Source organism: Nocardia sp. NPDC050412 (assembly GCF_044458825.1).
Lineage (GTDB): Bacteria > Actinomycetota > Actinomycetes > Mycobacteriales > Mycobacteriaceae > Nocardia.
Genome location: NZ_JBITIJ010000003.1, coordinates 365295 through 388031, shown reverse-complemented (window position 1 = coordinate 388031; position 22737 = coordinate 365295). Strand labels below are relative to the sequence as shown.

General features: G+C 66.1%; 18 protein-coding genes and 2 tRNA genes. 8 read left to right on the top strand and 12 right to left on the bottom strand.

Annotated features, from left to right (window positions below; all coding sequences use genetic code 11):
• The first annotated feature begins 217 nt into the window (after positions 1 to 217).
• From ACIBI6_RS09685 to ACIBI6_RS09675, 3 genes are read left to right on the top strand one after another with little or no spacing between them, the layout of a single operon-like run.
• Positions 218 to 2686 carry a phosphoketolase gene (locus ACIBI6_RS09685; protein WP_396955757.1) on the top strand — a complete coding sequence of 823 codons (2469 nt, stop codon included), beginning with the start codon at positions 218 to 220 and terminating at the stop codon, positions 2684 to 2686.
• Positions 2687 to 2740: 54 nt separating this feature from the next.
• Positions 2741 to 4276, top strand: coding sequence for a 3' terminal RNA ribose 2'-O-methyltransferase Hen1 (locus tag ACIBI6_RS09680; RefSeq protein ID WP_364338969.1), 1536 nt, complete (start codon positions 2741 to 2743; stop codon positions 4274 to 4276).
• Positions 4276 to 6846 carry a polynucleotide kinase-phosphatase gene (locus ACIBI6_RS09675; protein WP_396955756.1) on the top strand — a complete coding sequence of 857 codons (2571 nt, stop codon included), beginning with the start codon at positions 4276 to 4278 and terminating at the stop codon, positions 6844 to 6846. Before ACIBI6_RS09680 ends, ACIBI6_RS09675 begins: the two co-directional genes overlap by 1 nt.
• A 27-nt stretch (positions 6847 to 6873) precedes the next feature.
• On the opposite strand, the gene ACIBI6_RS09670 is transcribed toward ACIBI6_RS09675, so the two are convergent.
• Positions 6874 to 7464 carry a short chain dehydrogenase gene (locus ACIBI6_RS09670; protein ID WP_396955755.1) on the bottom strand — a complete coding sequence of 197 codons (591 nt, stop codon included), beginning with the start codon at positions 7462 to 7464 and terminating at the stop codon, positions 6874 to 6876.
• Positions 7465 to 7620: 156 nt separating this feature from the next.
• On the opposite strand from ACIBI6_RS09670, the gene ACIBI6_RS09665 reads away from it, so the two are divergent.
• Positions 7621 to 8859 carry a serine hydrolase domain-containing protein gene (locus ACIBI6_RS09665; protein ID WP_396955754.1) on the top strand — a complete coding sequence of 413 codons (1239 nt, stop codon included), beginning with the start codon at positions 7621 to 7623 and terminating at the stop codon, positions 8857 to 8859.
• 227 nt (positions 8860 to 9086) lie between these two features.
• Here the strand turns inward: ACIBI6_RS09665 and ACIBI6_RS09660 are convergent, their stop codons facing one another.
• Positions 9087 to 9803, bottom strand: a complete 717-nt coding sequence (locus ACIBI6_RS09660; RefSeq protein WP_364338961.1) for a TetR/AcrR family transcriptional regulator — start codon at positions 9801 to 9803, stop codon at positions 9087 to 9089.
• 98 nt (positions 9804 to 9901) lie between these two features.
• Between ACIBI6_RS09660 and ACIBI6_RS09655 the strand changes: the two genes are divergently transcribed.
• A complete protein-coding gene (locus tag ACIBI6_RS09655) occupies positions 9902 to 10603 on the top strand; it encodes an NAD(P)H-binding protein (protein WP_364338959.1) in 702 nt (233 codons plus the stop codon).
• 34 nt (positions 10604 to 10637) lie between these two features.
• Here ACIBI6_RS09655 and ACIBI6_RS09650 read toward each other — a convergent pair whose 3' ends face one another.
• The 5 genes from ACIBI6_RS09650 to ACIBI6_RS09630 all read right to left on the bottom strand — a co-directional run bounded on the left by ACIBI6_RS09650 (position 10638) and on the right by ACIBI6_RS09630 (position 14163).
• Positions 10638 to 11033 carry a DUF1801 domain-containing protein gene (locus ACIBI6_RS09650; RefSeq protein WP_364338957.1) on the bottom strand — a complete coding sequence of 132 codons (396 nt, stop codon included), beginning with the start codon at positions 11031 to 11033 and terminating at the stop codon, positions 10638 to 10640.
• Between the two features lie 364 nt (positions 11034 to 11397).
• Positions 11398 to 12897, bottom strand: coding sequence for a sensor histidine kinase (locus tag ACIBI6_RS09645; RefSeq protein WP_396955753.1), 1500 nt, complete (start codon positions 12895 to 12897; stop codon positions 11398 to 11400).
• 162 nt (positions 12898 to 13059) lie between these two features.
• Entirely contained in the window at positions 13060 to 13776 is a 717-nt protein-coding gene (locus ACIBI6_RS09640; protein WP_364338953.1) for a response regulator transcription factor, read from the bottom strand.
• A 195-nt stretch (positions 13777 to 13971) separates the two neighbouring features.
• Positions 13972 to 14045 (bottom strand) — tRNA-Pro (locus ACIBI6_RS09635).
• A gap of 44 nt (positions 14046 to 14089) precedes the next feature.
• Positions 14090 to 14163 (bottom strand) — tRNA-Gly (locus ACIBI6_RS09630).
• 491 nt (positions 14164 to 14654) lie between these two features.
• Here ACIBI6_RS09630 and ACIBI6_RS09625 point away from each other — a divergent pair.
• Positions 14655 to 15608 carry a GGDEF domain-containing protein gene (locus ACIBI6_RS09625; protein ID WP_364338951.1) on the top strand — a complete coding sequence of 318 codons (954 nt, stop codon included), beginning with the start codon at positions 14655 to 14657 and terminating at the stop codon, positions 15606 to 15608.
• 42 nt (positions 15609 to 15650) lie between these two features.
• On the opposite strand, the gene ACIBI6_RS09620 is transcribed toward ACIBI6_RS09625, so the two are convergent.
• The 5 genes from ACIBI6_RS09620 to ACIBI6_RS09600 all read right to left on the bottom strand — a co-directional run bounded on the left by ACIBI6_RS09620 (position 15651) and on the right by ACIBI6_RS09600 (position 19967).
• A complete protein-coding gene (locus ACIBI6_RS09620; protein WP_396955752.1) occupies positions 15651 to 16433 on the bottom strand; it encodes an alpha/beta fold hydrolase in 783 nt (260 codons plus the stop codon).
• Positions 16434 to 16457: 24 nt separating this feature from the next.
• Positions 16458 to 17393 carry a PDR/VanB family oxidoreductase gene (locus tag ACIBI6_RS09615; RefSeq protein ID WP_396955751.1) on the bottom strand — a complete coding sequence of 312 codons (936 nt, stop codon included), beginning with the start codon at positions 17391 to 17393 and terminating at the stop codon, positions 16458 to 16460.
• A 181-nt stretch (positions 17394 to 17574) separates the two neighbouring features.
• Complete coding sequence (locus ACIBI6_RS09610; RefSeq protein WP_396955750.1) at positions 17575 to 18654, bottom strand: Rieske 2Fe-2S domain-containing protein; 1080 nt, start codon at positions 18652 to 18654, stop codon at positions 17575 to 17577.
• A gap of 98 nt (positions 18655 to 18752) precedes the next feature.
• Positions 18753 to 19496 carry an IclR family transcriptional regulator gene (locus tag ACIBI6_RS09605; protein ID WP_364338943.1) on the bottom strand — a complete coding sequence of 248 codons (744 nt, stop codon included), beginning with the start codon at positions 19494 to 19496 and terminating at the stop codon, positions 18753 to 18755.
• A gap of 12 nt (positions 19497 to 19508) precedes the next feature.
• Positions 19509 to 19967 (bottom strand): MarR family transcriptional regulator, encoded by a 459-nt coding sequence (locus tag ACIBI6_RS09600; protein WP_364338941.1) that lies wholly within the window; start codon positions 19965 to 19967, stop codon positions 19509 to 19511.
• Between the two features lie 194 nt (positions 19968 to 20161).
• Between ACIBI6_RS09600 and ACIBI6_RS09595 the strand changes: the two genes are divergently transcribed.
• Positions 20162 to 21616: an aldehyde dehydrogenase family protein gene (locus ACIBI6_RS09595; RefSeq protein ID WP_364338939.1), complete on the top strand. Its 1455-nt coding sequence runs from the start codon at positions 20162 to 20164 to the stop codon at positions 21614 to 21616.
• A gap of 19 nt (positions 21617 to 21635) precedes the next feature.
• Complete coding sequence (locus ACIBI6_RS09590; RefSeq protein WP_364338937.1) at positions 21636 to 22736, top strand: NAD(P)-dependent alcohol dehydrogenase; 1101 nt, start codon at positions 21636 to 21638, stop codon at positions 22734 to 22736.
• Position 22737: the final 1 nt, after the last annotated feature.

Below are 22737 nucleotides of genomic sequence, written 5' to 3'. Positions count from 1 at the left end.
GACGACCGACGGCATCCGATCAGGTGACTTCCGGCACCAGACGCCCCCCGCCTCGACGCGAGACCGTGAGAACCGATTGACACGGACACACGTGGGTAGGCTGGCTGTGAATTCTCCATCCGGCGTTATCAATCCAACGTCGGCAACCGTGCAGGACCTGGTAACCGGCGGTCCCTCCAGGTGCCGCCGCCGATGCCCGAGTGAGGAGAGTCGGCGCATGACCCAGATGGCCAGTGTCGGGGGCGATACCTCGGCCGACAATGTCGAAAGCGGCGGCGGTGCGACCGTCGCGCCGCAACCGTATCGGCTCGCGGAAGTGCCAGGGCCGCTCGAGCGCGCGGAACTGGAAACACTCGACGCGTGGTGGCGGGCCGCGAACTATCTGGCGGTGGGCCAGATCTATCTGATGAGCAATCCGCTGCTGCGCGAACCGCTGCGGGCCGAGCACATCAAACCGCGGTTGCTCGGACATTTCGGCACCGTGCCCGGCCTGAATCTGGTCTGGGTGCACGCCAATCGGGCGATTCGGCAACGCGATCTCGACGCGGTCTTCGTGGCCGGGCCAGGTCACGGCGGGCCGGGACCGAATGCCTGCGCCTGGTTGGAGGGGACGTACTCCGAGCTGTACAGCCATGTGCCGCAGGACGAGCCGGGGATGGGCGCGCTGTTCGCACAGTTCTCCTTCCCCGGCGGAGTGCCGAGTCACTGTGCGCCGGAGACGCCGGGTTCCTTCCACGAGGGCGGCGAGCTCGGTTATTCGCTGTTGCACGCGTTCGGGGCGGCGCTGGACAATCCGGATCTGACGGTGTTCTGTGTGGTCGGCGACGGTGAGGCGGAGACCGGACCGCTGGCCACCAGCTGGCACGCCAATAAATTCCTCAACCCGATGCGCGACGGCGCGGTGCTGCCGATTCTCGCGTTGAATCAGTACAAGATCGCCAATCCGACCATCCTTGCGCGCATTCCGGAATCCGAATTGCTGTCGCTGATGCGCGGATACGGCTACGAGCCGATCGTCGTCTCGGGCAGCGACCCCGCGGCCGTCCATCAGGAGATGGCCACTGCCGTGGACACCGCCCTGGATCGCATCACCGAGATTCAGCGGGCCGCACGCACAGGGACCGATGGGGTGCGCCCGAGCTGGCCGATGATCGTGCTGCGCACACCGAAGGGGTGGACCTGCCCGCCGATGGTCGACGGCGATCCGGTCGAGGGCACTTTCCGAGCACATCAGGTGCCATTGGCGGGTGCGCGCACCGATGATGGGCATCGGGCCGTGCTCGAACAGTGGTTGCGGTCCTATCAGCCGGAACAGCTCTTCGATGAGTCGGGCAGGCCGGTCACGGAGCTGCTCGACCTGGTGCCGGACGGCGATCGACGCCTGAGCGCGAATCCAATTGCCAACGGGGGCATGCTCGTTCGGGATCTGCGGCTGCCCGATTGGCGGTCCTACGGCGTCGAGGTGCGCGAGCCGGGAGCGACCCAGCACGAGGCGACCCGGGTGCTCGGCGCCTGGCTGCGCGACGTCACCGCGCGCAATGCGAACAACTTCCTGACCTTCGCCCCCGACGAATTGGCCAGCAATCGACTGCAGGACATTCTGCAGGTCACCGGCCGTAACTGGCAGGCCGAAATCGGCGAATTCGATGTGGATCTCGACCGCACCGGGCGGGTGATCGAGGTGCTGTCCGAGCATATGTGCCAAGGGCTGCTCGAGGGCTATCTGCTGACCGGCAGGCACGGGGTGTTCACCTGCTACGAGGCATTCATCCACATCATCGACGCGATGTTCAACCAGCATGCCAAATGGTTGGACGCGAGTGCGGCGGTACCGTGGCGGCGCCCCATCGCGAGCTTGAATTACCTTCTGTCATCACATGTTTGGCGACAGGACCACAATGGATTCACCCATCAGGATCCCGGGTTCCTCGATGTGGTGCTGAACAAGAAACCATCGATCGTGCGAGTGTATCTGCCGCCGGACGCGAATACGCTGCTGTCGACCTACGATCACTGTCTGCGTTCACGGCACTACGTCAATGTGGTGGTCGCCGGGAAACAGCCACAAGCGGACTGGCTTTCGGTTTCCGATGCCGCCGTGCACTGCGCGCGCGGCGCCGGAATCTGGGGCTGGGCCGGACAGAACGACGATCCGGGCACCACGCCCGATGTCGTGCTCGCCTGTGCCGGGGATGTACCGACGCTGGAAACGCTCGCGGCGGCGGCGATTCTGCGTGCGCGTCTGCCGGAACTGCGTATGCGAGTGGTGAATGTGGTCGACCTGATGCGGCTGCAACCATCCGACGAACATCCGCACGGCCTGTCCGACAGCGAGTTCGACTCGCTGTTCACCCGGGACCGACCGGTGATCTTCGCATTCCACGGATACCCGTGGTTGATCCATCGACTCACCTACCGGCGCACCAACCACAGTGAGCTGCATGTGCGCGGATACAAAGAAAAGGGCACCACGACAACACCTTTCGATATGGTGATGCTCAACGATCTGGACCGATACCACCTGGTCATGGATGTGATCGATCGGGTGCCGACCCTGCGGGAGAAGGCGGCGGGACTGCGGCAGGAGATGGTCGACGCACGCTGGAATGCCCGTGCCTGGACTCGAGAACACGGCGAGGACATTCCGGCGGTCGCGAACTGGACCTGGCCGAACCTCAGTCTCTGATAAGGCCCGCGAAACTTCCTTGCGTGCGGTGTGCGGCTCGGCGACGATCGCAAGATGCTGTTGACGATCACCTGCACACCGCCGGAAGGCGCGGCTTGGCCCGCGACCGATCTGGGCTTCTTGCTGCATAAGAACCCGGACCGAGTGCAGGCGTTCGAGCAGTCCTACGGCACCGCGCATGTGATGTACTCGGAGGCGACCGCGGCGCGCTGTACCGCGGCGCTGCTCTTGGAGGTGGATCCGATCCGATTGGTGCGCGGGCGCTCGCGCAGCACACCGGATTTCAGTCTCGGACAGTATGTCAACGATCGGCCGTATGCGGCGTCGTCGCTGCTGTCGGTGGCGCTCGGCGCGGTATTCCGCACCGCACTGCACGGACGCTGCGATCAACGGCCGGGATTGGCGCAGACCGCGCTGCCGTTGCGGATCGCATTGCCCGCGGTGCCGTGCAAGGGCGGCCCGGAAGCGGCCGAGCGGGTCTTCGCACCGCTGGGCTGGACCGTGATCGCTGAACCACTCCCCCTCGATCCGGCCTTTCCGGAGTGGGGCGATTCGCATTACGTACGACTGGAACTCACCGGAACCATCCGCCTTGCCGACGCACTCGCGCACCTGTATGTGCTGCTGCCGGTGCTCGATGGGGCCAAGCACTACTGGCTGGCCGCAGACGAGGTCGACAAGCTGATTCGCGCGGGGGCCGGGTGGTTGGCCGAGCATCCGGAACGGAGCTGGATCACGCGGCGGTACTTAGCGCGCCGTCAGTCGCTGGTGCGGACCGCGCTGGCGCGGTTGGCCGAGGTGGACGATGTCGAGGCCGAGGAGCTCGATGCGGTCGAGGAGGGGGTCGACGGGGCGGACGAGCCCGCTGAAAATGGCGCGGCCGTAGCAACCGAGATCGCCGTGGAATCCCCCGCGTCGACGGAGGCTGCGCCGGTAGCCGATAGCGAAGAGCGTGCACCGTCGTTGGCGGTGATGCGGCGGGCGGCGGTCCTGGCCGCGCTGCGGGAGGTCGGGGCACATCGGGTGCTCGATCTGGGCTGCGGCGAGGGGGCATTGTTGCGAGAACTACTGGTCGACAAGGCCTTTACCGAAGTCGTCGGTGTCGACGTATCGATGCGAGCGTTGAATATCACCAAGCGGCGGTTGCGGCTGGATCGGATGCCGGAGCGGGTGGCGCAGCGGTTGACGTTGCTGCAGGGGGCGTTGACGTATACCGATGCGCGCCTGCGCGGCTATGACGCTGCCGTACTGATGGAGGTCGTCGAGCACATCGACGAGCCGCGGTTGGGTGCGCTCGAATCCTCCGTATTCGGTTCGGCCGCACCGGGTTCCGTGGTAGTAACGACGCCGAATGCGGAGCACAATGTGGTGTACGAGACGCTGCCCGCGGGCAAATTCCGGCACTCCGATCACCGATTCGAGTGGACCCGTGCGGAATTCGCGGACTGGGGGTCTCGCGTGGCCGAACGGTACGGGTACACGGTGCGCTTGGTGCCCGTCGGTGTCGAACATCCCGAATTCGGCCCGCCCACCCAGCTGGCCCTGTTCACGAAGGCCGCGACCGATAGCAGTACGAGAGGAGCCGCGTAATGACCGAGCTATCCGTCCCGGAGCTCTCCCTCGTCGTGCTGATCGGCAGTACCGGATCGGGCAAATCGACGTTCGCACGCAAGCACTTTCGGCAGACCGCGATCGTGTCCTCGGATGCGTGTCGCGGGATTGTCAGCGATGACGAGAACGATCAGTCGTCGACGCCGGACGCCTTCGCATTGCTGCACCACATCGCCGGTATCCGGCTGCGGCGCGGCCTACGCACCGTTATCGACGCCACCAATGTGCAGCCCAAGGCGCGTCAGGAGCTGATCGCGGTGGCGCGAGCGCACGATGTGCTGCCGGTAGCGATCGTGCTCGACGTCCCGGATGGCGTGTGCTTCGAACGCAATACGCAACGTCCCGACCGGTCGCACCTGCCCAGGCACGTGGTGTCCCGGCAGCAGCGCGAACTGCGCCGGGGCATGCGCGGTCTGGAACGCGAGGGCTTCCGGAAGGTGTACATACTGCGCGGTGTCGAGGAGATCGACTCGGCGACCATCGTCGACGAAAAGGCATGGAACGACAAGCGTGAGCTCACGGGGCCGTTCGATGTGATCGGCGACGTGCACGGCTGCCGCACCGAATTGGAAACGCTGCTGGGCGAACTCGGCTACGACCTAGCGCGTGACGACGCCGGCCGGGCCGTCGGCGCGAGTCACCCGGCCGGGCGAACCGCGGTATTCGTCGGCGATCTGGTCGATCGCGGGCCGGATACGCCGGGTGTGCTCCGACTCGTCATGGGGATGGTGCGCGCGGGAACCGCGATGTGCGTCACCGGAAATCATGAGAACAAGCTGGTGCGCGCACTCGACGGCCAGAAGGTGCGTATCGCGCACGGACTCGCGGAATCACTGGCCCAATTGGAGGCCGAGGACGAGGATTTTCGCAAGGCGGCGCTGGACTTCTGCCGTGGCCTGATCAGCCACTATGTGCTCGACGACGGCCGACTGGTGGTCGCGCACGCCGGGCTCAAGCAGGAGTACCACGGGCGCGCTTCGGGGCGGGTTCGCGCCTTCGCGATGTACGGCGAATCCACCGGGGAGACAGACGAATACGGTCTGCCGGTGCGTTATCCATGGGCCGAGGATTATCGCGGTCGCGCCACCGTGCTGTACGGCCACACGCCGGTCACCGATCTGCGCTGGGTGAACAACACTCTGTGCCTGGATACCGGGGTCGTCTTCGGTGGCAAGCTCTCGGCTCTGCGGTATCCGGAGCGCGTGCCGGTTTCGGTTCCGGCCGAACGGGTTTGGTACGAACCGGTACGTCCGCTGCAGGCCACTACCATCGCGACGCCCGACGGTGTGGTGCATCGCGATCCCGGCGTGCTCGATCTGGACGATGTGATGGGCCGCCGCGTGGTGGAAACCCGGCAGCACGGCCGCGTCGGCGTGCAGGAGGAAAACGCCGGGGCCGCATTGGAAGTGATGAGCCGCTTCGCCGTCGACCCGCGCTGGCTGGTGTACCTACCGCCGACCATGGCGCCTTGTGCGACCACCCAGCTGGACGGCTACCTCGAACATCCCGCCGAAGCCTTCGACTACTACCGGTCCGAAGGTGTGCGGCGCGTGGTGTGCGAGGAGAAGCATATGGGCTCGCGCGCAATCGTCCTCGTGACACGCTCAGCGCAGGCCGCGGCCGATCGGTTCGGTGTCGATGACGGCAGCACCGGCGCGCTCTACACCCGCACCGGGCGTCCGTTCTTCGACGACACCGCGCGGACCGAGGAGCTGCTCGCCCGGGTTCGTACCGCGGCCGAAACGGCGGGCCTGTTCGATGAACTGAACACCGAATGGCTGCTGCTCGATACCGAGCTGATGCCGTGGTCGGCCAAAGCCGTTGGCTTGCTGCGTAATCAGTACGCCGCCGTCGGTGCGGCCGCCCGTGCGGCACTCGGCACCGCGGCCGATCTGCTTGCCGACGTCGCAGCCCGCGGCTTGGATGTAACCGATCTCGCGAACCGCACCGCCGCGCGCAAGACCGACGCGGTGGCCTTCACCACCGCCTACGGCCGCTACTGCTGGCAAGTCGACGGCTTGGCCGGTCTGCGCATCGCACCGTTCCATATCCTGGCGGGCTCGGGAATCAATTATGCAGTGCGCGATCATGATTGGCATTTATCGACGGCCGACCGGCTGGTCGCCGCCGATCCCGACCTGTTCACCCCGACCGGCCGAACGATCGTCGATCTGACCGATCCGGACAGCGAAGCCGCCGCCACCAGCTGGTGGACCGAGCTGACCACGGCGGGCGGCGAGGGCATGGTGGTGAAGCCGTACGCCGCGATGGTCCGTAACGAAGGCGACCACCTGGTTCAGCCGGGCGTGAAATGCCGAGGCCCCGAATACCTCCGGATCATTTACGGCCCGGAGTACCTGCGCGACAACAACCTACACAGGTTGCGCACCCGCGGTCTGGGCCGCAAGCGCTCAATGGCGCTGCGCGAGTACGCGCTTGGCCTGGAAGCGCTGGACCGTTTCGTCGCAGGTGAACCGCTGTGGCGCGTGCACGAAGCGGTGTTCGCGGTCCTCGCCCTCGAATCGGAGCCGGTCGACCCACGCCTGTGAAGGATCACCCCCACGGCCGGTACCTGGTCATGGCTCGACCACCCGGCCGTGGGCAGATCCCTCGATCAGCTCCACATAGGCCCGGACAACATCGGCCACCGGAGTGCCCGCAGAACCGTTACGCCCGAGTGCGGTGAGGGTCTCCGAGATCCAGCCCGGACTCACCGAATTCAAGCGGATTCCGCGCGGCAGTTCCAGCGCCGCCGCGGGCACGAAGCCGCCGAGACCCGCATTGACCGCAGCCGCGAAGGACAGGCCCGGCTCGGAGAAGGTCGAGATGCCATTGGTCAGCGTGATGGATCCGGAGTCATTGAGGTGCCGGATAGCGTGGCGGACCAGGTGAATTTGGCCTAGGAATTTGCCTTCCAGGCCGAGGAAGTACTCGTTGTCGGTCGAGTCGGCGAGTTCTGCGAGTTGGCCGCTGGCGGCTACGGCGACGACCGCGTCGATATTGTCCACGGCATCGAACAACGCGGCGATCGACCCCGGGTCGGCCAGGTCGATCTGGACCGGTCCGCGCCGCGAAGCGCGAACAACCTGATGATCCGGGTTCGCCTCGAGGGCGTCGACGAGGGCCGAGCCGATGGTTCCGGTAGCACCGATCACAACAATCTTCACGGGTCAGCCAAACCTCGTCGGGCCGCGCGCTATTCCGCCCACCGGTGCTTGCCATTGCATCTATCGCGTAACGCTGGTTACAGTAAGTTAGCAGGCTGCTTGCAACTGTTAGCAGCAGCCTGTGTGGCGTTATCTGACAGACAAAGGAGTCTGACCATGCCAGCTGCGAGCACCGATGGCGCGGGCGTGCCCGGCCACATGCTGGTCGACGATCGATTCACCGCCGTCGCGGCCAAGTTCCTTTCGATGTTCCGGCGGAAGAGCCAGGGCGGCGGCGCGCTGGCGGTGTACCTCCACGGAGAGCCGGTGCTCGATATCTGGGCAGGGTGGGCAGATAGCGACCGGCGGTGGCGAGCCGATTCCATGGCACTGTCCTATTCGACCGGTAAGGGTGTCACCGCGACGGTCGCGCATCGGCTGATCGAGCGTGGTGTGCTCGAGTTGGACGCGGCGGTGGCGGACTATTGGCCGGCATTCGCGGCGCAGGGCAAGGGCAATATTACGATCCGCGAGGTGCTGAACCATCGCGCCGGAATGCAGCGCACCCGCGGTCTGGTCGCCGATTCGGACGATCTGCTCGACCACGATGCCGTGGCCACCGCGATGGCCGCATCCGCGCCGGATCCATTGCGGCGGCGGGCTTCCGGATATCACGGCCTGACCTTCGGCACCCTGGTCGCGGAAATCGCGCAGCGCGCCACCGGCCGCGACTTCATCGACCTCGTCCGCAGCGAACTTCGAGATCCACTGGGCGACAATGATTTCTGGTTCGGCGTACCCGAGAATCAGCGGCAGCGACTTGCTCGACTCTCGCCTCGCCTCGGCATCGCCAGGGTCCCGTTCGACACGCTCATCGCACCGTTCGCCCCAGTGAAGATGATGAACTCCGCCCGCGGCGCGGTCTACGACGGCTGGGCCGATATGACCCTCGGCATGCGACCCTACGATGCGATGATGCCGGGCTGGAACGGCGTGTTCACCGCCCGTGCCATCGCCAAGATGTACGGCGCAATCGCCAATGACGGCTTGGTCGGCCACCGCCGCCTGCTCCGTCCCGAAACCACGCGGCGCATCGCGGAAATGCCGCCGAACAGCCGCTACGACTACGTCCTCGGCGCACCACCGCATTTCGCACTCGGCTACCACCGCGCCATCGTCGGAACCCGCCTCACCCGCCAAGCCCTCGGTCACTTCGGCATCGGCGGCTCTGGCGGTATCGCCAATCCCGGTCTCGGCCTGGGCATCGGTTTCGTCACCAACCATTTGGGCAACCACGCCATGTCCCTCGGCGACGCCCGCCTCCCCTTCCTCGCCGCGCTCAGCGAGCGCGCCGCCCGCGTGGCCATCGGCGATCCGGCTGCCGACACGCTGAACGGCACTCGCGCCGCCAGTTGATACCGCACCAGCGAGCGCCGGCGATCGGTCCGCGGGCTCGACACCGATGCGAAGCCACGCGCCTACACCTCGCGGATCGCCGCGGCCACCGCGACAACACAGAACGCAACGGTCGGCCGAATAGTCCAGTCCGTATGTCCGACTGGCAGCGCGAGCCGATCAGGAAGGCCGCCAGAAACGGCAGCACAACCGTGTCGGCGCCCAGCAGCCCGGAGCCACGACCGGGCTCAATGCTCGGGTGGCCGCAATCCCAGTGAACGGATGAGGTGGCGGATTTCGTTGCGGTAGAGCTTTTCCGGATCGGTGGTCTGGGAGCGCAGATGTCCGAGGATTTCCAGGGAGACCAGGCCGTGCAGGTGGCCCCAGATGCGCAGGGCGATCGCGACGGCGGCGGGAGGTAGGCCGGGGAACTCCGCCTTGACCTCTTCGACGAGTTTCGGTTCGAAGTCCGACCACTCGAAACCATTGTCCGCGTAGAAGTTTTCGGCGTGCGGCCACGCGCCTGCGGCCAAGCCGGTCAGACCGGCGCACACTCGGTGTTCCGCGTCCGGGGCCGCACCGCCCTCAGGAGCCTGGTAGTTGGGCACGGGATCGCCGTAGATGAGGCGGAAACCAGCCGGATTCGCCACGGACCAATCGCGAAATGCACAGGCCCACGCGAGGATTCGCCCCGAAGCGTCGGCGGCGGGTCGGGCATCGCGGGCAGCCTCGACCGCATCGGCCAGTTCGGAGTACACATCGTTGATCAGCGCGGTGATCAGGTCGTCGCGGGTCGGGAAGTAGCTGTAGACCGCGTTGGCGGTCATGCCCATTTCGCGCGCGATCGCCCGCAGTGTGATAGCGCCCGGTCCGCCCTCGGCCATCAACCGGAGCGCGACCTGCTTGATCTCCGCTGTCGTCTCGGAGCGTCGTAACTCCCGCCGGCTCGGCGTCGCAGTGCCCACGGCGGCAACTCTACAGCGGCGTGAGAAAACTAGACGTTGCTCAAAAACTTCACGCCGTATAGTTTATACACACCGTATCAATCAGTAGGAGGAGAACCATGTTCATCGGAGTAGTCGGCGCGACCGGCAATATCGGCCAGCGAGTACTCACCGAGGCGGTCGCCCGCGGCCACCACGTCACGGCGTTCACCAGGGACGCCGGCCAGATCACCACCAGCCAGCCGAACGTCAACTGGCGCAGCCTCGACATCTTCGACAGCGCGGCCATTGCCGCGGCCCTCCCCGGCATGGACGTCCTTATCAGCTGCTACCAACCCGGAAACGCGGCAGCCGATTTCGATGACACCGTCGCACGCTCCATCGCCGATCCGACGGTCTACGCGAGTGCCGCGCGTTCACTGCTCGATGCGCTGCATACGCACCCGCGCACGCGGCTGATCGTGGTCGGCGGCGCGGGGAGCCTGGAGTACGAGCCCGGCCGGATCACCGCCGATGACGACCGGCGCCTGGCCGATACCCTCGATGGACTCGGCCTGCCCCGTGAATACGCCGCAGCCGTACGCGGCCACCGCGCCGCTCTCGATATCCTGCGCACCTCGAACCGACTCTGGACCTACCTCAGCCCGGCCGAATTGATCGCAGCCGGCGAACGCACCGGCCGCTACCGGGTCGGCGGCGACCAGCCGATCCGCGATACCGACGGCAACAGCCGCATCTCCATCGAGGACGCCGCTGTCGCCCTACTCGATGAGGTCGAACTACCGCGATTCATCCAGCGGCGCTTCACAATCGGCTATTGACGGATGCTTCCGCACCGATGATCGGTGCGGAAGTTCAGCTTTCGCGTTTCAACTTGCGCCAACCACCCGCGCGGTTATTGGCGATGATCTGCTCGAACATTGCGAGCAGAGCTGGGGCATTGAGCTTTTCGCCCTCGTGGATGGCCACGGTGCGCCCGGTCTTGTTTTCGTGGCCGCCGGTGATGATGCCCTCGGGGTCCGGCACGATGCCGCCGTCGTAGAGGAAGACATTCACATGGGTCTTGGCCGCGAGCAGGGCGCAGATATTGCCGTCGAGCACGAAGTACGGCTGGACGGTGCGTTTGATGGTCTCGACGACCTCGGGATCGGCGGCGTGCACCAACTCGCGCACCTCATGACAGATCGCCTGCTGCCACTGGGGGAGCGGCTCGATGTAGGCGTCGACGCGCGGGTCCTTCCGATCGGACATGCGACCGATCCAAGCACAACCCGTACCTGATCACGGCCGATTTCTGCCGATCCGATGATCAACTCGGTTCGACACCCACGTGGTCGCCTACCTGATCCATCCCGAACACGGTGCCAGCGCAATCGCTCCGGGGCGCTATGTGATTCGCCGCCAACGCGAATGCGGCACCTCACGCCTCGGCCGCCCCGTGAACCACCTCATCGCCGACTGAGTTTCATCGGCGACTGCCGCGCCCGACGACTGCCGGGTTGGTCTTACACCGCCTCCACAGGCAGCGACCGCCGGTGCGGTGCAACGACATCGTCTCCTACCCGAAACCAGAACAATCATTAACTTAACCCGTTCGCGCCGAACCCGCCGATGATCAGGAAACGGCGAAAAGGATCCGGAAAGTCGCACCCGCGCCGGGTGTGCGCAACAGCTGGATCCGCGCACCGTGCGCCCCCAGGATCGCATCCGCAATCGCGAGACCGAGTCCCGAACCGCCGGTGCGGGAACGCGATTCGGCGGCCCGGTAGAAGCGATCGAAGATGCGCGGTGCGTTCTCCGGCGCGATGCCGGGTCCGTCGTCGTGCACATCGAGTACCGCGAATTCGGCCCCATCGGGCAGTTCCGCACCCGCTTCGGCGGCGACCGGATCGATCAACGCCGTCGCGGCTCTGATCCCGACGGTGACGGTGATCGCCGCCTCGACGGGCGTATGCACCAACGCATTGGTGACCAGATTCGTCACGACCTGCCGCAACCGATGCTCGTCACCGACGATCCGAACCGGGTCATCCGGACTCTCCAGACCGATATCCCGATCCGGAGCTCGGGTGGCGGCATCGCGCACCACTTCCATCGCGAGCATCACCAGATCGACCTCCGCCAGATCCAGCGCCCGTTCCTGATCGGATTTGGCCAGCAGCAACAGGTCGTCGACGAGCACACCCATTCGGATCGCCTCGCCCTCGATCCGGCTCATCATCTCCCGCACGCCAACCTCGTCCGACGCACCACCGCGCCGATACAGCTCGGCATAACCGCGCACCGAGGTCAGCGGGGTGCGCAGTTCGTGGGAGGCGTCGGCGATGAACGCCCGCATCCGCTGCTCGGAATCGGCGAGCTGACGTAGTGCCGTGGACAGCCGGGTGACCATCACATTGAACGCGGTGCCGAGCCTGCCGACCTCAGTATGCGGATCGGTCTGTGCGACACGGCGGTCCAGATCCCCGCCCGCGATCGCCTCGGCCGTGTGCTCGATCCTGGTCAGCGGTCGCAGGCCGATTCGCACCAGGACCGCCGCGATCACGCAGATGGCGAGCAGCAGCGTGGCCCCCGCCACCAACTCGATCGTGCGGAGGTTGCCGGTGGTCGCCTCGGTGGTCGCCAGCGACATCGCGATCGCGACGGTGCCCCCATCGGGCTGCCATTCGGTCGCCGGCTGCACGACAGTGCGCACCCGCCAACGGATATCGCTGTTCTGGTCACCGACCGTGAACGCACTGTTGGGGCGGGCGCGTACCGATGCCGCGTCCATCGCGGGCAATCCGGGCACGGTGCTCACCTGGGCCGGTGCGCCGAGCTTGCCGATCTGACGCCCTTCGACATCGAAGAACATCAGCCGGAAATCCGACGGCAACTGCTCGTACTCCGGCGGGCCGGATGGCGGGGGCGGCGGCGGCCGCTTGGTCGAAGTCATATCGCTGGCAACGTGATTCAGCTGGTCGTCTACTCGGCCGAGCAGCGCGCGATCCAACATGGTCACGCTGAGCAGGCCGAAGGCAGCCATTCCGATACCGGCGATCGCGACCAAGGCCAGCAGCAGCCGGGTGCGTAAGGTCAACCGGCGAGCCCGATTCCACACCCGCCGCTCGTTCATGACTGCGCCTCGCTGGCGCTCGGCTCCGCCATGACCGAGCGATGCCCGGCAGTGTTGATTGCTCGCTCGCCGCGCTCACTCATGACTGCGCCTCACTGGCGCTCGGCTCCGCCATGACCGAGCGATGCCCGGCAGTGTTGATTGCTCGCTCGCCGCGCTCACTCACGAACGTCCGCCGCCGAGCCGCAGCGTGTAGCCGACACCGCGAATCGTGTGAATCAGCGGCGGATTCCGGGCATCGACCTTGCGGCGGAGCTGGCTGATGAATGTCTCCACGACACGTCCGTCGCGGCCGGTCTCCGCACTCCACACCCGATCGATGATCTGCTGCTTGCTGACCACCTTCTCGGCGTTGACCACCAGATACTGCAGCAGGCTGAATTCGGTGGCCGACAGCCAGATCTCGGTGCCCGCACGATATGCCGCATGCGCATCGACATCCAGTTCCAGGTCCGCGTACCTGAGCACCCGATCGTCGCCGGACTCCGGGCCGAGGGTGCGCCGCAGAATCGCGCGCAGCCGAAGCAGGACCTCCTCGATGCTGAACGGCTTGGTCACATAGTCGTCGCCACCGGCGGCCAGCCCGGCGATCCGATCCTCGACCGCGTCCCGGGACGTCAGGAACAGCACCGGTACCCGACTGTCGGTCTCCCGCAGCCGCCGCGCCACCGCATAGCCGTCCAGATCCGGAAGCATCACGTCCAGCACCACGATGTCCGGCGGATGCGCCGCCGCTTCGGCGAGCGCCGCGTACCCGCTGCCGGCGGTATGCACATCGAAGCCGCTCATCCGCAGCGCGGCGGAGAGCAGGTCCAGAATGTTGGGCTCATCATCGACCACGAGAACGGTCGCGGCCGGTGACGTGTCACGGTCGGGCACGGCTACACACTATGCCGCACCGCCCAACGGGCCGGGGAAGCGATCGGATCGTAGGAATTTCACCCCGAACCGGCGATGCCAGCTACCTTGCCGCATCCCGCCAGCACCTTGCCGAGCTACCTCCGAGGGTGACACGCGAAACGCGGAACGTGGCCCACCGCAACCGAACCCGGTCCGTGGACACTGGCACTCTTGTCGGGGTGACAGGATTTGAACCTGCGACCCTCCGCTCCCAAAGCGGATGCGCTACCAAGCTGCGCTACACCCCGTGGCCTCGCGGCGAAAGACGGTGCCGACGAGGATGAATCCTGCGTGGAGCGGGTGACGGGAATCGAACCCGCACCATCAGCTTGGAAGGCTGAGGTTCTACCATTGAACTACACCCGCAGGCATACGACATCTGATGGGATCGCCACGATGTCGTGTGCGAACCGACTGTACCGAATCGGGCGGCGGAAACGCCAATCAGCCCCCATTAAAGCGCTCAGCGCGGCCGCTGTCCGCCGAATCCCCGCCGTCGACGGTAGCCGATCGCTATCACTGAGCCGGAAACATCCCTTTCGGCATGCTGTCGGCGTGTCGGTCCGCGACTTCCCGGCGAACAAAATTGATGTGTAACGCCGGCGGTGCGACAGCGATGACATACCCGATCGCCATTCGCGAGGGACCGATAACTCGTTATAAAACGGCGTTTTTCAGTGCCGAGTGGCTTGCTAGGATCCTTTTTGCCGGACGGGGGTATCTGGAAAGGGGGCGGTGAGCGTGCACCAAGTGAGGTGGACACAACCGCGTAGCAGTGGGAACGATCGGGGTGACGCCGGCACCTGTGTGGGAACAGGGCACCCGGGTACCGACATCACCCGTGGCGGGTGAGTGCGATGTCTGCGGATGTCGAACCACCAGTAGCGCAGATGGCAGGCGCGTGGGCGCGTGCGGTCTGCGCGGAACCGGGATCACACGCGTCACCACAACAGTTGCAGCCGGTATTGGTCGAGATCATCGGGCGGCTACTTTCGCTGGCCAGGTCCGAGCCCTTCCCGGTGCCCGCGGCGCGGGACTTGGGGGCGCGGCTGGTCGAGGCTCCGTTCGAACGGACCAGAATGCTGGCCCAGGCCACCCGCTGGCTGCTCGGCTTCCCGGCGGGGGCGCCCGGGTCGCTGGTCGCCACGCGCTGGCCGCTGGTGGCCAGTCAGGCCATCGACAGCTATGCCCAGGCGCTGCAGGAGCGGGCGCTGGCCCAGCAGGAGCAACACATTTCGGCCGCGGTGTCGTTGCGGGTGCAGGAGATCGCCGCGCTGCAGCATCGGCTGCGGCACGAAGCCACCCATGACGCGCTGACCGATCTGGCCAACCGGACGCTGCTGCAGGACAAGGTGCGGCTGATGACGGCCGACCCGAACCGCGGCGTCGGCCTGCTGCTGATCGACCTGGACCGGTTCAAGCAGATCAACGACAACTACGGACATGCCGTCGGCGACGAGGTGCTCGTCGAACTGGCCCGCAGACTGCGCGAGATCTGCCCGCCGGATACGGTCATTTGCCGTTACGGCGGTGACGAATTCGTGCTCGCCACCAACCCGTTGCACAAGACCGTCGGCGAAATCGCAGGTCAGATCGTGGCCGCGCTGAAGGATCCGGTGTGGACGACGGCCGGTCCGGTGCCGGTCTCGGCCAGTGTCGGCACCGCCTACTGTCCCCCGGGCGACTCCTGTGATTTCACCGATCTGCTGCGTAGCGCCGATCGCGCGATGTATTCGGCGAAGACCGCGGGCGGACGCCGCTTCGCCCTCGCCGACTCCGATAAACCCGAAATCAAGGCCGTCGCAGGCTGATCCGATACCGGCCCTCTGGTCACCCCCAGAGGGCCGGTCCAGTCAGCTGGCCGGGTGCAGGAAACCTTGTACAAGCGACACGAGTTCGGCTGGCTTCTCGAAGAACACCACATGGCCGCTATCGATTTCGGCGTATCGACTGTTCGGGATCGCGGCATGCAGGTCGCGGGCATGGGTGACCGGCACCAGCTGGTCCTGGGTGCATCCGATCACCAACGTCGGTGCGGCGATACGACTGAGCTCGTCCCGGATGTCCACTTCGAGGTTCACCTCGATCTGCCGCAGCGTTCCCGGTTCGGGTTTCGTGGCGCGCAATTGCGCCAGACCCGCGTGGCCGAGTCCGCTCAGGAACGCCGGGCTGAACGCCAGCAGCGGACCGAATGCGGAGGCCATTTCCGGACCGGCCTCCAGCGACGCCGCCCAGCCGTGCAGGACGAGCAGTTGCCGGGGATCCTCGGTCACCGCCCAACCCGCCACCAGGACGAGGCTGCGCACCAGATCTGGACGCCGTCCCGCGACCGCTGCCGCGACAACCGCGCCGAGGGAGAAACCCACCAGGTCGACCTGGCCGGTCGAGGAGTCCTCGATGGCCGCGATGATCTGCTGGACCAGCAGGTCAAGGGTCAGTCGGCCCTCGGGTGCAGTGGTACCGCCGCTGCCCGCGTAGTCGGGTGTGACAACGGTGTTGCGGTCGCTGAACCCGGCGATGAGGTGCCCGAAATTGGATTCGGCACTCATGCTGGTGCCATGGACGAGGACCAATCCTGGTCCGGCACCGGCCACGGAGTAGTGGACATCAGTATCTGAGACTCTGACGACGGGCATAACGGGAACCTTTCGATAGTCGGACTAGATGTCCAGGACGAGAAGCGGGGTGTGGGCGCGTGAGCGGCAGATCATCATCACGTCGGTGTCCTGTGGGGTGAGGATGCTGTCGCGATGGTCCGGAATACCGTCCAGGACAACGGTCTCGCAGGTGCCGCAGGTGCCTTCGCGACAGGAGGACAAGACCGCGATGCCGGCCTGTTCGACAGCGTCGAGGATGGAGGTGTTCGCCGGGATGTGCACGGTGACACCGGATTGCGCGCATTCGACATCGAAGGCGGAATCGACAGTAACTTCGGTCGGCTTCGGTGCGAACCGCTCGAGGTGCAGGGCATCGGCGGGCCAGGTTGCGGCGCAGCGGCTTTCGACGGCCGCCAGCAGTGACTCCGGGCCGCAGCAATACACCAGGGTTCCCGGATCCGGATTGGACAGGATGGCGTCGAGATCGAGCGGGCCGGTCTCGCTCTGCGGCCACACCTCGATCGGCCCGAGCGCCGACAGTTCGGGTAGGTAGGCCATGCTCGCGCGGGTACGGCCGCCGTAATGCAGGCTCCATTCGCCACCGCGGGCCGCGACGGTGCGGATCATCGGCAGCAGCGGTGTGATACCGACACCACCGGCGATGAACCGATAGCGCTGCGCGTCTCGAAGCGGGAAGTTGTTGCGGGGGCTTCGGATTCGCACGCGCTCGCCCACGGTCAGCCGGTCGTGGACGTAGGCCGATCCACCACGGCTGTTCGGCTCACGTAGGACCGCGACCGTCAATCGGTCGTGGTCGTCGGGATCGCCGCACAGCGAATACTGGCGCACCAGGTCCGGGCGCAGAATCAGGTCGATGTGTGCGCCCGGTTGCCATTTCGGGACGTGCCCCTCGGTTACGGAGAGGGTGAGTTCGACGATGCCGTCGGCGAGGGTGCGGCGGTCGGCGACGGTGACGGCGAATTCCGGTTCGGCGGTCATGCTCCGGTTCCGATCAGAGTCATGGGCTGCGGATCGGCAACGCGGGTGTGATGACCGTCGGGGTGGGCGAGCAACCACTGCCAGATCTCGATCGGGTCATCGGCGATATGGGTTGCACCGCAATGGCATCGACCGAATAGTTGATCGCTGCCCGGGTACCACTGCACGCGGTGACAGGCGGTCATGCTCGGGTCGTTTCGGTCCGGGCGAGCTCGGCGATGAGCCGACGTGCCGCCAGCGCGCCGGTGTCGATATTGATCGACAGCTCCTGGTAGGCGCCTCCGGCGCGTTCCTCCGCGGCGATGACCTCCTCGACCAGGTTCAGCGCCACCACGTCCTGCATGACCACGGTGTGATTGCTCTTGTGCAGGTAATCGGTCACGTCCTGGTCGTCGATCGCGAAATCCCTTGCCACCATCCAGAAGTCGTGTACCGAATGCGCGGTTTCCGGAGTGAGGGCGTACACGATTTCGGTGTGGAACGCGCCGAGATCGGCGTCGGCGCCGTGACCGGGCAGATAGCCGTCGGGTGGATAGTGGCCCTGCGGCGCGACGCGACTATGCAGCCGGTACAGGCACGGTGGCTGGAACTCGATGTCCTGCCAGCGGGTGATGCGCCCGGTGATGCCGGTCGAATTGGCATAGAAAGGCGGGCATTCGGCATCGTCCATGTGCCGGCTCACCCGCACCACACCGGCGGCCTGGTCGACCTCGGTGGTGATCGGCGTCTCCGCGACCTCTGGGGTGCCGATATAGCCGCCGTGCAAATAGGTTTCGTGGGACAGGTCCATCAGATTGTCCATCAGCAGCGCATGCCTGGCCCGGATGGTCTCCAGGCCGCGGATAGTGGTCCAGCCGTCCTGTACCAGCCACGGTGCGCGCGGTATCGCCCCCGGGTCGGCCAACTCGCGGTCGCCGATCCACACCCAGACGAACGAATCCTGTTCCACCACAGGGTAAGAGGCGACTCGGGCGCTGCGGGGAATGCGGGTCTGCGCGGGCACCGCGACACAGCTGCCGGTGCGGTCGTAGGTGAAGCCGTGATAGCCGCAGACGACACGGTCACCGACCAGCCGCGACTGCGACAGCGGGTAGCGGCGGTGGATGCAGCGGTCGGATAGTGCCGCCACCGCGCCGTCCTCGGTCCGGTAGAACACCAGTGGCTCGTTGCAGATGGTGCGCGCGAACAAGTCGCGACCGATCTCCTGACCGTAGGCGGCCACATACCACTGGTTGCGGACAATTGCGGTTGTCGGGCTCATCGGAATGCTCCTGAGTGTGATCCCCGGGGGCGGGCTGTGCGGTCCATCGTGTGGGCCGCGCGATGCGTGAGCCAAGACACACTTCCGTCGAACGGAAGTCAGCGCCCGCCACCCAACTGCCGGGTGATGCCGTGGGCCGCGGTGCGCACCGCCGGAGCCCACATGCCCCGGCGGGCATCCCCGGCCGGTATGACAATCGACAGCGCCGCCGCGACCTGGCCGTCCGAACCGAAAATCGGTGCGGCGACGGAATATCCGTCGAGAGTCACCTGTCCATCGCTGATCGCGACCCCGGTGCGGCGCACCTCGGCCAGTGTCCGCCGCAGCACCTCGGGCGTACTGATCGTCTTCGTGGTGAATACCGCCAGCGGCCGGTCGGCGATCTTGGCCACGACCTCGGCGGGAGTGTAGGCCAGGATGGCCAGCCCGACGCCGGTCGCGTGCATCGGCCAGCGTGCGCCCACACGTGTGCGCACGAATACGGCGTCGCGGCCGGCGAGGAATTCGACATAGACCACTTCGGTGCCATCACGGACCGCCAGCTGCACATTCTGGTGCGTCGCCTCGTACAGGTCCTCCATGAACGGCAGCGCGACATCACGGATCGGCCTGGCGCGCGGACAGTAGGAGGCGATCTCCACCATGCGCAGACCGATCTGATATCCGCCACTCGCGGCGCGATCCAGCGCACCCCACTGCACGAGATCGACAACGTGGCGGTAGACCGTCGTCTGCGGAAGACCGGTGCGCTCGGCGAGTTCCGACAGCTTCAACACCGGGTGGGCGTTATCGAACGCCTCCAGCAGAACCAGTGCGCGGGCCAGGACCGACGACTGGGTCATTGCGGAGGCCTGTCAGGACAGCGCATGCCAAGCCCGGACCAACGCCGAGCGGAAATCGTCGGCCTGCTCGGCCGTCATACCGCTGATCATCTGCTGTTCCACCGCGTCGACCTCGTCGGCGACATCGGCAAGCAACCGCCGCCCCGCCTCGGTGAGGTGGATCAGCAGCTCGCGCCGATTGCGTGAGTTGCGTTCGCGCGCAATGAGTCCACGACTTTCCAGCGCGCGGACCACATCCGCGACCGACTGTGCCGTGACGAACGAATCCCGCGCCAGCTGCGCGGCCGGTAAGCCATCGTGCCGCTCGAGCACGGTCAGCGCGGTGTACTGCAATGTGGTGATCCCGATCGGGCGCAACAGCTCGTCCAAGCGCGCCCGCACCGCCAGCTCGACCCTTTTCACCGCGTACAGCAGCGAGGTCTGACTGCCCGGCAGTCGGCTTACGGTCGGCTTCGCCTCCGAAATCGTCACCAGCATTCTCCTCACCGCTGCGTCGTCACGGGCGCCGAACCGAGATGTTCGGCGAAATCGAGGATAGACCATTGACAGGAATCCTGTTAGTGGCGAATAGTGGCTGACATCACTTAAACCATCAGGTTTCCTGTTGATAAGAGCAGGCGCATCTCGGCCGAGCGGCCGAATCGTCGGGACGGGACCAAGGAAGCATGAGCACGAACGACAAAATCGACGGACAGCTGTTCATCGACGGCAAATGGCGCAACTCCGCATCGGGTGGCCGCAGCGATGTCGACGACCCCTCGACCGGTCAGGTCATCGGCACCGTCGCCGAGGCCGACCGCAGCGATGTCGACGACGCGGTGAACGCCGCGCGCGCGGCATTCACCGGTGCCGAATGGGCGGGCCGCAGCGGTCGGGAACGGGCTCGCATCCTGCTCCGGATCGCCGAGCTGGTGCGCGAAAACGCCGACGAGCTGGTCCGACTGGAAAGTCTCGATGTCGGCAAGCCCGTCACCCTGTGCCGATCGGTGGACGTCGCGACCACCATCGAACAATACGAGTACTGCGCCGCGCTCGCCCAGACCATCGACGGCGCCACCCGCCGCACGCCGCTGCCCGCCTTCGCCTACACCCGCCGCGACCCACTCGGTGTGGTCGCCGCCATTACTCCGTTCAACTTTCCGCTGATCCTGTCGACCTCCAAAATCGCGCCCGCGCTCGCCGCGGGCAATTCCATCGTCCACAAACCGGCCGAGGAAACGCCGCTCAGCGCGCTGTTCATGGCGACACTGTTCGAACGGGCCGGTGTGCCATCGGGGGTGGTCAATGTGATCACCGGCCCAGGGCCGGTCGTCGGTGCGGCACTGCTCGAGCACCCAGGTGTCGACAAGATCGCGTTCACCGGATCCACCGAGATCGGTCGGCGCGCGGCGAGCGCGGCGGGTGCGGCCTTGAAGCCGGTGACCATGGAACTCGGCGGCAATGCCGCGCACATCGTGTTCGCCGACGCCGATATCGAGAAGGCAATCGGCGCGATCATCAAGGGTTTCGTCTTCAATACCGGGCAGTTCTGCATGGGCGGTCCCCGACTGCTGGTCGCGCGGCCACTCTACGAGACCATCGTCGGCATCCTCGCCGAAGCCGTCGCGGGCGTACCTGTCGGCGACCCCCGTGATCCGGCGACCGTGGTGGGACCGATGGCCGCGCGACGGCATGTCACGAAGGTCGAGGAATATGTCGCGCTGGCCCGCCGGGAGGGCGGCCGGGTGGTGTGCGGCGGCGAACGCCTCGAGCTGGACGGCGGGTATTACTACAAGCCAACCGTGATCGCGGACCTCGCCAACGATTCCCGGGTAGTGCAGGAAGAAATCTTCGGACCGGTGCTCACGGTGCAGGCATTCGATACCGAGGACGAAGCGGTCGCGCTGGCCAACGGCACGCGCTACGGACTCGCGTCCGGCCTGCACACCAGCGATCTCGCCCGCGCGCACCGCGTCGCCGACAAATTGCAGGCCGGAATCGTCTGGGTCAACGACTGGGCCATGCTCGACCCGGCCATGCCGTTCGGCGGTGTCAAGGACTCCGGCTTCGGACGCGAATACGGACCGGAGGCCCTGGCGTCCTACACCAAGGTCAAATCCGTTGTCATCGCCCTCGATTGAATCCGCAAGGACCCCCCTCATGACCACCACCACTCGGGCAGCCGTCGTCGAATCCGGCGGTGCGCCTTTCACCCTCACCCCGATCGAACTCGATGAACCACGACCGCACGAGGCGATCGTGCGCATGGTCGCTGCCGGTGTCTGCCACACCGACCTCGGCGTCGCCAGCGGTGGGCTGCCGTTTCCGCTCCCCGGCGTCCTCGGTCACGAAGGCGCGGGCATTGTCGAACGCGTCGGATCCGATGTCACCGGCGTCGTACCCGGCGATCACGTACTGCTGTCGTTCACGTCGTGTGGAGCATGCGCGAACTGTCGCGACGGACACCCTGCCTATTGCGCAACCTGGTTGCCGCTCAACCTGATCGGCGGTGCGCGAGCGGACGACAGCCACACCATCACCCGCAATGACACACCCCTGGGCGGGCATTTCTTCGGGCAGTCGTCGTTCAGCCGACTCGCGCTCGTCGACGAGCGCAGCATGATCGTCGTCGACCCCGACGTACCGCTGGAAACGATTGCACCGCTCGGGTGCGGCGTCCAGACCGGTGTCGGCGCGATCTGGAATGTCGTGCGGCCGCGCCCGGGATCGAGCATTGTCGTACTCGGTGCCGGTGCGGTCGGATTGTCCGCGATCATGGCGGCCACGCTGTCACCGGCCACGACGATCATCGCCGTCGACCAGGTCGCCGAACGCCTCGAACTGGCCTGGGAACTCGGCGCCACGCACATCATCGATGCGACGACGACCGATGTCGCCGCGGCGATCACCGAGATCACCGGTGGCGCGGACGCCGTTGTGGAAACCACCGGCAGTACCGCCGTACTGCGCACCGGCGCGGATGTCCTTGCCGCACGCGGCACGCTGGTCATTGTCGGCGCCCCACCATTCGGTGCCGAGGTGGCGCTCGACGTCAACGCCATGCTGCCAGGCCGAAGGGTCGTCGGACTCACCCTGGGCGACAACGAAACTCACACTGTCATACCGGCTTTGGTGTCGCTGGTGCGCAACGGGCGGCTCCCGATCGACAGGCTGATCACCCGGTACCCGTTCGACGATATCGGGCAAGCCGTGGCGGATATGACCTCCGGCAAGACGATCAAACCCGTCCTCATCTTCTGAC